Annotated in this window: 14 protein-coding genes; all 14 read right to left on the bottom strand. The window is 67.5% G+C overall.

The features are described from left to right. Positions 1–25 precede the first annotated feature (25 nt). Positions 26–589 (bottom strand): elongation factor P, encoded by a 564-nt coding sequence (gene efp, locus RMO30_RS02975; RefSeq protein WP_309709307.1) that lies wholly within the window; start codon positions 587–589, stop codon positions 26–28. Positions 590–600: 11 nt separating this feature from the next. Then, positions 601–1,035: a type II 3-dehydroquinate dehydratase gene (locus RMO30_RS02970; RefSeq protein ID WP_309709304.1), complete on the bottom strand. Its 435-nt coding sequence runs from the start codon at positions 1,033–1,035 to the stop codon at positions 601–603. A 92-nt stretch (positions 1,036–1,127) separates the two neighbouring features. After that, positions 1,128–2,213: a 3-dehydroquinate synthase gene (gene aroB / locus RMO30_RS02965; RefSeq protein ID WP_309709301.1), complete on the bottom strand. Its 1,086-nt coding sequence runs from the start codon at positions 2,211–2,213 to the stop codon at positions 1,128–1,130. Further along, positions 2,195–2,683, bottom strand: a complete 489-nt coding sequence (locus RMO30_RS02960; protein WP_309709299.1) for a shikimate kinase — start codon at positions 2,681–2,683, stop codon at positions 2,195–2,197. Before RMO30_RS02960 ends, aroB begins: the two co-directional genes overlap by 19 nt. A gap of 2 nt (positions 2,684–2,685) precedes the next feature. Further along, positions 2,686–3,891: a chorismate synthase gene (aroC, locus tag RMO30_RS02955; protein WP_309709294.1), complete on the bottom strand. Its 1,206-nt coding sequence runs from the start codon at positions 3,889–3,891 to the stop codon at positions 2,686–2,688. Between the two features lie 24 nt (positions 3,892–3,915). Then, positions 3,916–4,764: a shikimate dehydrogenase gene (locus RMO30_RS02950; RefSeq protein ID WP_309709292.1), complete on the bottom strand. Its 849-nt coding sequence runs from the start codon at positions 4,762–4,764 to the stop codon at positions 3,916–3,918. Between the two features lie 13 nt (positions 4,765–4,777). Beyond that, positions 4,778–6,163: an endolytic transglycosylase MltG gene (gene mltG, locus RMO30_RS02945; protein ID WP_309709289.1), complete on the bottom strand. Its 1,386-nt coding sequence runs from the start codon at positions 6,161–6,163 to the stop codon at positions 4,778–4,780. Next, positions 6,160–6,621 (bottom strand): Holliday junction resolvase RuvX, encoded by a 462-nt coding sequence (ruvX, locus tag RMO30_RS02940; protein WP_309709286.1) that lies wholly within the window; start codon positions 6,619–6,621, stop codon positions 6,160–6,162. The genes mltG and ruvX overlap by 4 nt, the downstream gene beginning before the upstream one ends. 7 nt (positions 6,622–6,628) lie before the next feature. After that, positions 6,629–9,283 (bottom strand): alanine--tRNA ligase, encoded by a 2,655-nt coding sequence (gene alaS, locus RMO30_RS02935; protein ID WP_309709283.1) that lies wholly within the window; start codon positions 9,281–9,283, stop codon positions 6,629–6,631. A 98-nt stretch (positions 9,284–9,381) separates the two neighbouring features. Continuing rightward, positions 9,382–9,612 (bottom strand): hypothetical protein, encoded by a 231-nt coding sequence (locus RMO30_RS02930; RefSeq protein WP_309709281.1) that lies wholly within the window; start codon positions 9,610–9,612, stop codon positions 9,382–9,384. A gap of 89 nt (positions 9,613–9,701) precedes the next feature. Further along, entirely contained in the window at positions 9,702–10,661 is a 960-nt protein-coding gene (locus RMO30_RS02925) for a hypothetical protein (RefSeq protein WP_309709278.1), read from the bottom strand. A 98-nt stretch (positions 10,662–10,759) separates the two neighbouring features. Beyond that, on the bottom strand, positions 10,760–11,389 hold the full coding sequence (rpsD, locus tag RMO30_RS02920) for a 30S ribosomal protein S4 (RefSeq protein ID WP_309709275.1): 630 nt from the start codon (positions 11,387–11,389) through the stop codon (positions 10,760–10,762). 179 nt (positions 11,390–11,568) lie between these two features. Beyond that, the gene (locus tag RMO30_RS02915) at positions 11,569–11,832 is read right to left on the bottom strand and encodes a hypothetical protein (protein WP_309709272.1); all 264 of its coding nucleotides are present in this window, start codon (positions 11,830–11,832) and stop codon (positions 11,569–11,571) included. 251 nt (positions 11,833–12,083) lie between these two features. Next, a complete protein-coding gene (locus RMO30_RS02910; RefSeq protein WP_309709309.1) occupies positions 12,084–13,379 on the bottom strand; it encodes a replication-associated recombination protein A in 1,296 nt (431 codons plus the stop codon). Positions 13,380–13,567: the final 188 nt, after the last annotated feature.

Genomic DNA, 13,567 nt, shown 5'->3' with positions numbered 1-13,567 from the left:
GTACGGGCGCTCAAGGTACAGGCGCTCAATCGGTCACGCGCCCGAGGTAGTCCCCGGTGCGCGTGTCGACCTTGACGCGGGTGCCCTGCTCGAGGAACAGGGGCACCTGCATCTCGTAGCCGGTCTCTAGCGTCGCGGGCTTGGTTCCGGCGCTCGAGCGGTCGCCCTGAAGGCCGGGTTCGGTGTAAGTGACCTCGAGTACGACCGAGGTCGGCAGCTCGACGTAGAGCGCCTCGCCCTCGTGGGTCGCGATCGTCACGGTCTGGTTCTCGAGCATGAAGTTGGCGGCGTCGCCGACCACCACGCCGGGAACCGTCACCTGGTCGTAGTCAGTCGTGTCCATGAACACGAAGCCGTCGCCGTCCCGGTACAGGTACTGGAAGTCGCGGCGGTCGACCGTTGCGAAGTCGACCTTCGTGCCGGCGTTGAACGTCTTGTCGACGACTTTGCCCGACATGATGTTCTTCATCTTGGTGCGCACGAAGGCGCCGCCCTTGCCCGGCTTGACGTGCTGAAACTCCACGACATTCCAGAGTTGGCCGTCGAGGTTGAGAACGCTGCCGTTCTTGATGTCGTTGGTCGTTGCCACGAGGGACGAGCTTAGCCGCGGCCGACCGCGCTGAGCGCCAGCACGTAGGAATCGAAGCCGAAGCCGGCGATCACGCCCGTTGCAACCGCCGAGATGACACTCGTGTGGCGGAACTCCTCGCGCGCGTGGGGGTTCGAGATGTGAACCTCAACGAGCGGGATGCCCGCAGCTGTCACGAGCTTCGCGGCGTCGCGAAGGGCGTAGCTGTAGTGCGTGAACGCGGCCGGATTGAGGATGACCGGAGTCTCGGTGTCGACTGCCTCGTGCAACCAGCCGATCAGCTCCGCCTCGTCGTCGGTCTGCCGCACGTCGATCTCGGTGCCCTCGGTCGCCTTCTCCGCGAGCAGCACCCGCAGGGCAGAAAGGTCTTGCGCGCCGTACACGTCAGGCTCGCGACTCCCCAGCCGCCCCAGGTTCGGCCCATTGAGCACCAGCACACGCGACATGTCCCCGAGCGTATCGGCCCCGCCAACCCGTTGGTTGAGCAGCGCCCGAAGGGCGCGTGTCGAAACCCGTTGGTTGGGGCCTTGGGGAGGGGTCAGGCTTCGGCGAGGTTTTGGTAGGCGAGGAAGAGCAGCGACTCGTCGGGACCTTCAAGGGTGGTGGGCCGACCGATGCCGTCGAGCACGATGAAGCGCAGCATCCCGGCGCGCGACTTCTTGTCGCGCTGCATGGTCGCGAGCAGCGTCTTCCAGCGCGCGACCGGGTAAGTCGTGGGCAGCGACAGGGAGGTGAGGATGCTGCGATGCCGTTCGACTGCCTCGTCGGAGAGGTTGCGGGTGAGCCGCGACAACTCGGCGGCGAACATCATGCCGATCGCGACTGCGGCGCCGTGCCGCCACTGGTAACGCTCGGCGTGCTCGATCGCGTGGCCGAGGGTGTGCCCGTAGTTGAGGATCTCGCGCAGGCCCTGCTCGGTGAAGTCCTCACCGACGACGCGAGCTTTCACGCCGATCGAGAGTTCGACGACGCGCCGGAACTGCGGCGTGCGAGGGTCGGTGGCGGCGTCGACATCCGCTTCGATGATGTCGAGAATCTCGGGCTCGGCGATGAATCCGGCTTTCACGATCTCGGCGAACCCGGCGAGGATCTCGTTCTTCGGAAGCGCGTCGAGCGTTTCGAGGTCGCACAACACTGCCCGTGGCGCGTGGAAGGCGCCGACGAGGTTCTTTCCCTCTGCGGTGTTGATCCCCGTCTTCCCGCCGACGGCGGCATCCACCATGCCGAGCACCGTCGTCGGGATCTGCACGACGTCGACGCCGCGCAACCAGGTGGCGGCGACGAAGCCCGCGAGATCGGTCGTCGCTCCCCCGCCCAGGCCGATCACGGCATCCGTGCGGGTGAAATCGGTCTGGCCCATGACGCCCCAGCAGAATGCGGCGACCTCGACCCTCTTCGCGTTCTCGGCGTCCGGCACCTCGGCGAGGTAGACCTCGTAGCTGCCGGAGAGCTGTTCTCGCAGAGCTTCGGCGCGCGCCGCGAGTGTCGGCGCGTGCACGATCAGCAGTTTCGCCGTCTTCGGCGAGAGCACATCGGGGATTCCCTCGAGCAGTCCGCGGCCGACGAGCACGTCGTAGCCGGGGGTGCCTGCGACGGGGATGGTCGTCACGTCGTCGTCAGCCATGCCGCCACCTCCGTCGCCATTTCGTCATTGGCACGGTGCGAGGTGTCGAAGGTGGCATCGGCGAGTCGCTCGTAGATCGCCCAGCGGGGCTCGTTGAGCGCGATCCAATCCCGCACCCCGTTGCGCACCAGCGGCCTGTCGGTGTCGCCGGCCAACCGGCGGGTCACCGCTTCGGGCGAAATCGTCAGGAACACCACACGATGTGCGGCGAGATCGGTCTGCGTGTCCGGGTCGAGAACCGCGCCCCCGCCGAGCGAAACGATACCCTCGCCCTGCAGCGCACGGCGCACCGTCTCGCGTTCGATCGCGCGGAAGTGCGGTTCGCCGTGCTCGAGGAAGATCTGCGGGATCGGCCCGTGCTCGGCAACGATCATGCGATCGGTGTCGCCGAACGGCACGCCGAGAACCCGCGCGACGCGTTTTCCGAGGCGTGACTTGCCCGCGCCGCTCGGTCCGATGAAGACGATCACGTTCACTCCGGCGCTGATGCCGGTGCGGTACGCAGCGACTCGGGGATGGCCGCGAGGTAGCCGGCCAGGTTGCGGCGGGTCTCGTCGATCGAGTCGCCGCCGAATTTTTCGAGCATCGCATTGGCCAACACGAGCGCGACCATCGCCTCAGCGACAACCCCGGCTGCCGGCACGGCACACACATCCGACCGCTGGTGGTGCGCTTCCGCTGCGGCCCCGCTCGCGACATCCACCGTACGCAGCGCGTGCGGAACCGTCGCGATCGGTTTCATCCCGGCGCGCACCCGCAACAGCGTGCCCGTCGACATGCCGCCCTCGATACCGCCCGCCCGATCGGAGAGCCGGGTGATGCCGTCGGCGCCGATCACCAGTTCGTCGTGGGCCGCCGAACCGGGTCGAGTCGTCGTCGTGAAGCCGTCGCCGACCTCCACGCCCTTGATCGCCTGGATGCTCATGAGCGCTCCAGCGAGCTGCGAGTCGAGTCGGCGGTCCCAGTGCACGTAGCTGCCGAGTCCCGGCGGCAGGCCGAACGCGAGAACCTCGACGACACCGCCGAGGGTGTCTCCGCTGTCGTGAGCACGGTCGACTTCAGTCACCATCGCGGCAGAGGTCGCGGCGTCGAAGCATCGCAACGGGTCGGCGTCGAGCGCATCGACGTCGTCGGCGGTCGGGAGAGCAGAGCCGTCGGGCACCCGCACGTCGCCGATCGACAGGGTGTGAGCGACCAGCCGGATGCCGAGCTCGCCCAGGAAGGCGCGGGCAACTGCACCGAGCGCGACCCGGGCCGCTGTCTCGCGAGCACTCGCCCGCTCGAGGACGTTGCGGGACTCCTCGAAGTCGTACTTTTGCATGCCGACCAGATCGGCATGGCCGGGCCGCGGGCGCGTAAGCGGCGCCCCCCGGCCTTTCGGAAGGGTTTCAGGGTCGACCGGCTCAGCGCTCATGACGTCGACCCAACGCGGCCACTCGGTGTTGCCGACGCGCAGGGCGATCGGCGATCCCATGGTGAGGCCGAACCGGATGCCGCCCGAGATGTCGAGAACATCCTCTTCGAACTTCATCCGGGCGCCACGGCCGTAGCCGAGCTTGCGGCGCTGCAGGTCGGCCTGGATGGCGGCCTTCGACACGGGAACGCCGGCGGGCATCCCCTCGAGGATCGCCACCAGTTCGGGGCCGTGCGACTCCCCCGCGGTCAACCAGCGCAGCATGACTACCAATCTTTCCAGGTCGGCTCAGTCTTCCAGCTTCAGACCGACCGATTCGCGCATCGCCTCGATCACGGCATCCTCGTGGTCGAGTTCGCCACCCTCTTCGCCGGTCGTGAAAATGCGCACCTGCGCGATGGCCTGGTGCAGCAGCATCTCGAGGCCACTCACGACCGTGCCGTCACGCTCCACCCAACGGGCAGCCCGCGGTGTCGGCCACGGGTCGTAGGGCACCTCCATCAGCACCTCACCGAGGTCTGCGTCAGGTACATCTTCCGGATCGACGTCGCCGGGCAGCGTGTTGATGACGAGGTCGGAACGCACCGGAACGTGCGACCCATACAACCGCCACTCGGTGTGTACGCCGAGTCGGTCGCCGAGCCGCTCAAGAGCCGCGATCCCGTCGAGACTCCGGCCGGAGATCAACACACGCGACGCTCCGAGACGCGATGCGGCGAGAAAAGCCGACGCCGCGGTGTTGCCGGTGCCGATGACGTGCACGGTGTCGACATCCGAGACCCCATGGTCGCCCAGCGCCCCCACGATCCCCGTGACATCGGTGTTGAAGCCCTGCGGCCCGTCCGGGCCGAGCAGCACGGTGTTCGCGGATCCCGAAATCTCGACGAGTTCAGACCGTGCGGCGAGCATCGGCAGCACCTCGCGCTTGAGCGGCATCGTGAGCGACAGCCCTCGCCACGATGCGTCGAGTCCACCGAAGAACACGGCGAGGGCGCCCGACGGCACCTCTCGGCGCCCGTAGTCCCACGGCAAGTCGAGCACGCCATACGCGGCTCGGTGCAGGTCGGGCGAGCGCGAGTGCTCGATGGGCGAGCCGAGTACGGCAAGACGACGAACTCCCGGATCGGCCGCTCTCACTCGCAGGCTGCGTTCATTCGCAGTACGACGCGTTTTCGTCGCTTGCGCGACACCACTCGTAGAGCTGCTCGGCAGCCGCCTGGTGCTGACTCGCGGTCTCCGAGAAGACCGTTTCGCCCGTCTGCAGGTTGATCGGCACGAAGAACAGCCATGGGCCTTCGGCCGGCGTGATCGCCGCCTTGATCGCCTCCTCGCCGGGCAAGCCGATGGGGCCGTACGGCAGACCCGGGTGGAAGTAGGTGCTGTACAGGTTGTCGGGGTTCTGCCGCTCCTCCTCCGTCGTCCACACCGTGTCGGTGTTGCCGGTGCCGTAGGCGACGGTCGCATCCGATTCGAGCAGCATGTTCTGGTCGAGCCGGTTGGTGAACACCCGGGCGATCTTGTACATGTCCTCGACGTTCGGACCCGACTCGCGTTGCACGAGCGCCGCCATCTTGAGGATGTTCAACCGGTTTTCGGGTGCCACGCCCAAGGCATCCAAGCGCGCGAACATTTCGTCGACGGTGACCTGAATGGCTTCCTGCGCCGTGACGCCCGGATCGAATTGGTAGGTCGCCGGGAACATCCAGCCTTCGAGGTTCGGCGCCTCGGCCGGGACGCCGAACGACATGTAGTCCTCGGCGGCCGCCTGGAGGTCCTCGATCGGGATTTCGGTTGATGCCGCGATCTGTTCGAGCGCGCCGTGGTAACTCATGCCCTCGGTGATCAGTACCTGGTTGATGAACTGATTTGCCGGGTCGGTGACAGCCGCGACCGCCGACTCAGCGCTCATCTCCCTTTGTAGGCGGAACGTGCCGGGAAAGAAGACAACGGGATCCCCGGCCGCCTCGCGCGCGATGAGGTACTCCCAGACGGCGTCGAAGCTCAGGGTGACTTTCGCTTCGTGCAGTTTCCGCGCGACATCGTCACCGAGGTCGCCGGATGCGATCGTCACAAGCGCCTCGGTGCCGTTGCCCTCGCCGACGTAATCGTTGGAGATCTCCCAGCCCAGCAATTCGCGCACGTTGTCTTCGTAGTTGATCCAGGCGAATGCTGCGGCGCCGCCACCGCCCGCGATCACGACGGCAAGGATCACCAGGATGGCGATCAGCCCGCGCCGCTTCTTCTTGGGCTTCGCGCTGTCGCCTGATGGGGGCCGACCCCCGCTGCGTCCACCGCGGCTCGCCTGCTGCTCCTCGCGCTCACGAAGTTCGCGTCGCGTCAGGGTTGCTTCGGCGACAGGCGGTGACGCGTGCTGCGATTGCGCCTCGGCTGCGGCAACCGCAAACGGGTCGGATGCGCGGACCCCCGGGTATGCGCCGGTGCCCGGCTCCGGCGCCGCCGGTGTTTGCGGGCGGATGGGTTCTCCTCCGGCGGGACGGAAGATCTCGTCCCAGCTCGGTTCGTTGGTGTTCGTCACACTTCTCCCTCGGGGTCGACCAGGGAGCCTGGCGGTTGGCCCGCCGAGCGCTCGTGGTCGAGGGCGTTCTGCAGGATGATAACAGCGGCAACTTGGTCGATCACGGGACGTGAGCCCTTGGTACGTCGCCCGGCGGCGTGCAGCGCGCGCTGTGCGGAGACCGTCGACAGCCGCTCGTCGACGAGCCGCACCGGGACTCCGATCCAGCCCGCGACGGCCGTGGCAAACTCGCGGGCGTCCGTCGTCGATGCCGTGTCGCCGCCCTGCAACGAGAGCGGCAGCCCGATCACGATCTCGATCGCGCCGTACTCCTCGACGAGGATGCGGAAGGCTCGCTCATCCGCGTCAGCGCGCGCGATGGTCGCTACCGGGGTCGCCAGCAATCCGTCTCGATCGCACACCGCAACCCCGACCCGGGCCTTGCCGACGTCGACGCCGAGGCGCACTCCGGGACGCACGCTGCCGCTACCGCAGCGCGTCGGTAATGCCCGAAAGCGCCGCGCCGATCGCCGCCACGTCGGTGCCGCCGCCTTGCGCGAGGTCGTCTTTGCCGCCGCCGCCGCCGCCGAGGGTCGCCGCCGCTTGCTTGGCCAGCACGCCCGCCTTCGCGCCGGTATCGCGCGCCGCCGGGTTGGTCGCGACGATCACCGCGGGCTTGTCAGACACCCGGGCGGCGAGAGCCACCACTGCGGCGTCAGACCCGAGCCGCTCGCGCACGCTGGTCGCAAGCGACCGCAGCTCGTCGGCCGAGGACAGCTCACCGAGGTCTTCGACGACCGCGAGATACGCGCCGATCCGGGTCGCGCTTTCGACCAGCACCGGTACCCGGCCGGAGAGCTTCTGAGATTCGAACGCGGCGATCTTCTTCTCGGCTGCTTTGAGCTGTTCGACGAGCGAGGTGATGCGCTCCGGCAGCTGGTCGCGGGGGGTCTTGAGCGAGCTGGTCAGTTGCGCGACGATCGCACGCTCCGCCGTCAGATCCCGGAACGCGTCGAGCCCAACGAGCGCTTCGACCCGACGGTTGGTCGAGCCGACGCTGGACTCGCTGACGAGGTTGACGATGCCGACCTCCGCCGAGGTGCGCACGTGAATGCCAGCGCACAGTTCGCGCGACCACGGGCCGCCGATGTCGACCATCCGCACGGTGTCGCCATACTTCTCGCCGAACAACGCCATCGCGCCGGCCGCCTTCGCCTCATCGAGGGACAGGATGCGGGTGGTCACGTCGAGGTTGTCGCGCACGGCGTTGTTGGCGACCTCTTCGATCTCCGACCGAGTGTCGGGCGACAGCGCCTGGTTCCACGAGAAGTCGAGCCGCATATAGCCGGCCTTGTTGTATGAGCCCGACTGGTGCGCCTCGCTGCCGAGGGTCTGGCGCAGGGCGGCATGCACGAGATGCGTCGCCGAGTGCGCCTGGGACGCGGCGTGCCGGTAGGTGGGGTCGACAACCGACGTGGCTACGGCATCCACGGCGACCTCGCCGGAGCGAACCCGCACGGTGTGGCTGATGAGTCCCTTGACCGGGCGCTGTACGTCGAGCACTTCGAGGTCGAATCCGTCGCCGACGATTGAGCCCTGGTCGGCGGCCTGCCCACCCGACTCTGCGTAGAGGGACGATTCGGCAAGGATGACTTCCGCCACCTGCCCGGCCGTTGCCGTGGTCACCGGCTGCCCGTCGACGAGGATGCCGAGCACCTTCGTCTCGGTCTCGAGCGCGTCGTACCCGGTGAAGACCGTCTCGCCCATGTTCCGCAGCTCGGAGTAGATCGCCAGATCGGCAATCGCGCCCTTCTTCGCCTTCGCGTCGGTCTTCGCACGCGTGCGCTGCTCGGTCATCAGCTTGTCGAAGGCGTCGCGATCGACGGTGAGGCCCGCCTCTTCGGCGATCTCGAGCGTCAGATCGATCGGGAAACCGAAGGTGTCGTGCAACAGGAACGTCGTGTCGCCGGGCAGGGTCGCGGCGCCCTTCTTCTGCGCCTCCGCAACCGCGGTGTCGAGGATCGTCGTGCCGCTCGCCAGCGTCGACAGGAATGTCTCCTCTTCGCCGAGGGCGAGGCGCGAGGTGCGGTCCCAGTTCTCTTCGACATCCGGGTAGGCGTCGCGCATCGCCACCCGGCTCGCTTCGAACAACTCCGCGAACGACGGCGCGTCGACGCCGAGCAGCCGCATCGAGCGGATGGCGCGACGCAACAGGCGACGCAGGATGTAGCCGCGCCCCTCGTTGCCCGGAGTTACCCCGTCGGTCATCAGCATGAGACCCGAACGCACGTGGTCGGCGATCACCCGGAAGCGCACATCGTCGCCGTGGTCGGCGCCGTACGTCTTGCCCGAGAGGGCGACAGCCGCATCCAGGACGGGGCGTACCTGGTCGATCTCGTACATGTTGTCGACGCCCTGCTTGATGAACGCGACGCGCTCCATGCCCATGCCGGTGTCGATGTTCTTCTTCGGCAGTTCCCCGACGATGTCGAAGTCGACCTTGCTGCGCACATTCTGGATCGCGTACTGCATGAAGACGAGGTTCCAGATCTCGACGTAGCGGTCGTCGTCGGTCGCCGGTCCCCCGTCGATGCCGTACGCGGGGCCGCGGTCGAAGAAGATCTCGGAGCACGGTCCGGCCGGTCCCGGCTGCCCGGTCGACCAGTAGTTGGAGTCCTTGCCGAGGTTCTGGATGCGGTCGTCCGAGAGCCCGGCGACGCTCTTCCAGAGCGCGCGCGCCTCGGTGTCTTCCTCGTAGACGGTGACCCAGAGGTCCTTCTCGTCGAAGCCGAGGCCGCCCGCGCTCTCGGGGCTCGTGAGCAGCTCCCAGGCGTAGGAGATCGCGCCTTCTTTGAAGTAGTCGCCGAAGGAGAAGTTGCCGTTCATCTGAAAAAACGTGCCGTGCCGAGGGGTCTTACCGACCTCTTCGATGTCGTTCGTGCGGATGCACTTCTGCACGCTCGTAGCACGCGGGTACGGAGCCGGCACCACGCCCGTGAGGTACGGGATGAACGGCACCATCCCGGCCACCGTGAACAGCAGGCTCGGGTCGTCGCTGACGAGCGATGCGGAGGGTACAACGGTGTGCCCGCGCTCACCGAAGAAGGTGAGCCAGCGGCGGTGGATGTCGGCGGTCTGCACAGTGCTTCCTGGGTTCGTTCGCCGCCCGGAGGGCGGGTTTGGGGCCCTGCGGCGCGGCGGACCGCCCGGCGGGCGACCGCCGGCGAGGGGTCGGCGGGCTACTTGGCGGCGGTGCGGGCGCGAGCGCCGATGTCCGACACGACACCGTCGACCGTCTGCTTCAGCTCGGCCTCACGGCTCTTGTAGCCCTGCACGACGGCGTCGCCGAAGTCCTTGGCCTTCTTGTCGACGTCGGCGAAGAACTTCTGGCCCTCGGGCGTCTTGGAGACCTGGTGGGCGATCGCGAATCCGGCGGCGACACCGACGGTGAGAAGCAGCAGACCCTTCATGTAATCCTCCTGGAGATACGACGACGGGGAAGTGCCCAGCTTACGTCGCCGCCGACACCCTCGCCTCCGTCGATGTGACGGCGGCGAGGCTAACCGTCAACCACGAAGGTGGCGACGACTTCTCCCGAGCCGACGTGACCCTCGTCGCCCGGGCCGTCGACCGAACCGGTGATGGTGCGGGTGACTTGGCCAAGCACCACGACGGTGACCACGTAACGGGTTGGCGTGACCTCGCACGACGACCAGAGGTCGATGCGCACCGTGTACTCACCGGCCGGCGCGGTTCCTTCTTCCCACGTGACGTTTTCGTTGCGCACCGAATCGATCATGCATCCGGCGTTGGAGTCGAGGTCGAGGTCGCCACCAGACGCGGACGTCAACGCATCCCAGAAGATCTCCTCGCCATTCGGCTCGACGACATGGAGGTCGAGGTCGCTGTCGACATCCCACGAGACGCTCACCTGAACGTCGCCGGTACCGACGGGAAGGGCTTCGACAGCCTGCGGGACAGGCGTACCCTGACGCCCCGACTCGTCGACCGCGGCGAAATACGTCACGAACTCCTGACCCGGCAGTGCCTGGGGTACCGAGAAGACCAGGTCGGCTTCGGTGGCGGGCTCCGCGAGCACGATCTCCCAGTAGCCGAAATCGGGGGTGCCGTCCGAATCTGCGGCCGTCGCGAAGTGAGCCGACGCGCTCGCGCCGACGACGCCGAGCCCCGTTGGCTCCTCGGTCGGTTCCACCAACGCTTCGACCGCGACGCGCACCGCCTTGAACGCGGTGTCGGACCTGATCGTCTGACGGAGGCTGCCGCCGTTGATCACCGTTGCGCTAGCGCCCACCGTGAGTTCCGGCCCGTCGCCGCTGCCGGTCTCGATCTGTCTGCTCACGAGGGTGACCGTCGCGTCGCTGTCGGCGAACGAGACCTCGGAGATGTAGGTGTCCACCACGGTGGGCGGCGGCGGACCGGAGCACGCCGTCATCGTCACGAGGGCGAGCGCCCCCACGGCAAGAGAGGTCAGGAAGCTGGGCACTGCACGCAGTGACATGAGCGCAGCCTAGGCCACCCGGGTGCCGATCACGAGGGCCGCACGACATGACGATGCCCCGACGAGATGATCGCCGGGGCATCGCCTGAGTGTCTGAGTTATCGAGCGGCGTAGTACTCGACGACGAGCTGGACCTCAGCGGTGACCGGAACCTCGGCGCGCTTCGGGCGACGAAGCAGCGTGGCCTGGAGCTTGTCGAGCTGGACGTCGAGGTAGCCCGGGGTCTTCGGCAGAACGTCGACGTGACCGCCGGCGGCAGCGACCTGGAAGGGCTCGGTGCCTTCCGAGCGCTCCTTGACGTGGATCGTCTGGCCCGGCTTCACCCGGAACGACGGACGGTCGACGAGCTGGCCGTCGACGAGGATGTGGCGGTGCACGACCATCTGGCGCGCCTGCGCCGTGGTACGGGCGAACGCGGCACGCAGAACGAGTGCGTCGAGACGCATCTCGAGCAGCTCGACCAGGTTCTCACCGGTCAGGCCCTGGGTGCGACGTGCCTCGTTGAAGACGATGCGCAGCTGCTTCTCGCGAATGCCGTACTGCTCGCGCAGACGCTGCTTCTCGCGCAACCGGACGGCGTAGTCGCTGTCGGTCTTGCGCTTGGTGCGGCCGTGCTCACCCGGAGCGTAGGGACGCTTCTCGAGGTACTTGGCGGCCTTGGGCGTCAGCGGGATGCCGAGCGCACGGGAGAGACGCACCTTGCGGCGGTCCTGGGACTTCGTAACCAATTCAGTTCCTTCGAACACGTGGACGCGGCTGTCGCGACTCACGGACGTACATCACGCTCCCCCGAACCGAGCACGCACGTCGCGACGCCCTCGAAGGGATTGAAGAGTGGGATGTGTCCGTCATCCAGACGAACCCGCCTACTTTAGCAGAGTCGACCCGATCGACCCAGAACCAGCGACTACACCCGATCCATGTATTTCTTCCGGGCAGCCTGCGGGCTGACCCCGAGCCCCGCCGCGATCTCGATCCACGTCAAGCCGTCGCGCCGAGCCCTGAGCACGATCTCGTCGACGAGACGTTCGGCATCGTCGCGCGCGCGTACTGCGTCCTCGATCGGCGCTATCGCGCCGCGATCGCGATAGACCGCTGTCGCGGGATCGATCGCCTCGAGTCGTGCCAGCGCCTCTTCGATCGTGAGGGCATCCTTCTTCGTTTTCGTCATGGTGTCACCGGAGGTCGCGGCCAGTACTTATGCCGGACGGGCATCGCATGGATCACCAGCTGCCGTTCCAGCAGGACACGCCGTGCCGACGCGCAGCTTTGTGGATGAACGATTCATCCACAAAGACAACCTAAGTTGTTTTCGTGAAACTGGCAATGGATCACAGACCGACGGTACGAAACCGCTTCGCGCATCCGGCCCGGTCGCCGCAACCTGTGGGAATCGCGTCTGGGCCGACAGCGTTGAGGACGCTACTCCCCCCGCAGGATCGCCCGGATCTTCTCCAACCGCGCCGCGACGTCGCGTTCGTATCCGAAGCCGCTCGGGTCGTAGTAGGTCGTGCCGACCAGTTCGTCGGGCAGGTACTGCTGCGGGGCGACGCCGAACTCGGCGTCGTGCGCGTACTGGTAGCCCTTCCCGTGGCCGAGCCGTTTCGCCCCCGGGTAGTGCGCGTCGCGCAGATGAATCGGGATGCGACCGATCCGCCCGGCGCGCACGTCGGCGATCGCTGCATCGAGGGCCTGGTAGGAGGCGTTCGACTTCGGCGCGGTCGCCAGGTAGACGACCGCCTCGGCGAGCAGGATGCGGCCCTCGGGCATCCCGATCAACGCGACCCCTTCGGCGGCGGCGACCGCGATCGGCAGGGCTTGCGGATCGGCCATCCCGATGTCTTCCGCGGCGAGGATCATCACCCGTCGGGCGATGAACCGCGGATCCTCACCAGCTTCGATCATGCGCGCGAGGTAGTGCAGCGCGGCGTCGACGTCGGAGCCGCGCACGCTCTTGATGAACGCCGAGATGACGTCGTAGTGCTCGTCGCCCTGGCGGTCGTAACGCAGCAGCGCCCGATCGACGGTGGCGGCGACCAGTTCTGCTGAGATCGCCGGGATGCTTTCGCTCCCGTCTTTCACAGGCGCCGCATCCGCGAGCACCGCGGTGGCGGCGGCTTCGAGCGCGGTGAGTGCCCGCCGAGCGTCACCCGACGCGAGCCGCACGATCGCGGCGCGGGCGGCATCCTCGAGCGCCACGCTGCCGGCGAGTCCGCGCGCGTCGGCGACCGCCCGGTCGATGAGGAGGGCGAGGTCGTCGTCGCCGAGCGGTTCGAGGGTGAGCAGCAGGGAGCGCGAGAGCAGCGGCGCGATCACCGAGAACGACGGATTCTCGGTCGTCGCGGCGACCAGAATCACCCAGCCGTTCTCGACTCCGGGCAGCAGGGCATCTTGCTGGGCTTTCGAGAACCGGTGGATCTCGTCGAGAAAGAGCACCGTTGAAACGCCGTACAGGTCGCGGTCGGCGCGGGCCTTCTCCATCACCTCGCGCACGTCCTTGACGCCGGCCGACACCGCGGAGAGCTCGGTGAACCTTCGGCCCGACGAGTGCGCAATCGCCTGCGCGAGCGTCGTCTTACCGGTGCCTGGTGGACCCCAGAGGATCAGCGAAACCGCTCCTGACTCCCCTGTTGTGTCGTTGGCGAGGTTGACCAGCGGGGACCCGGGCTTGAGCAGGTGCGACTGACCCGTCACCTCGTCGAGCGAGCGAGGCCGCATCCGTACGGCGAGCGGCGAAGCGCCCGCGCGGAGTCCGGGCTGAGTCACTCGGCCAGCGTAGCCGCGACCTCCGGCACCGGCGCCGACCCGCAGCGATGCCCGCGCTAGAGTTCTCCACGGCAACGAAAGGGTTCTAGAGGCGTGGCATCTGTCAACAAGCAGCAGCGGGAGGCCGCGGCGCGGCTGAA

The organism is Pseudolysinimonas sp. (assembly GCF_031389465.1).
Classification (GTDB): Bacteria; Actinomycetota; Actinomycetes; order Actinomycetales; family Microbacteriaceae; genus Pseudolysinimonas_A.
Note: the sequence above shows the minus strand (reverse complement) of the source record. Positions and strands in the feature narration are given on the sequence as shown.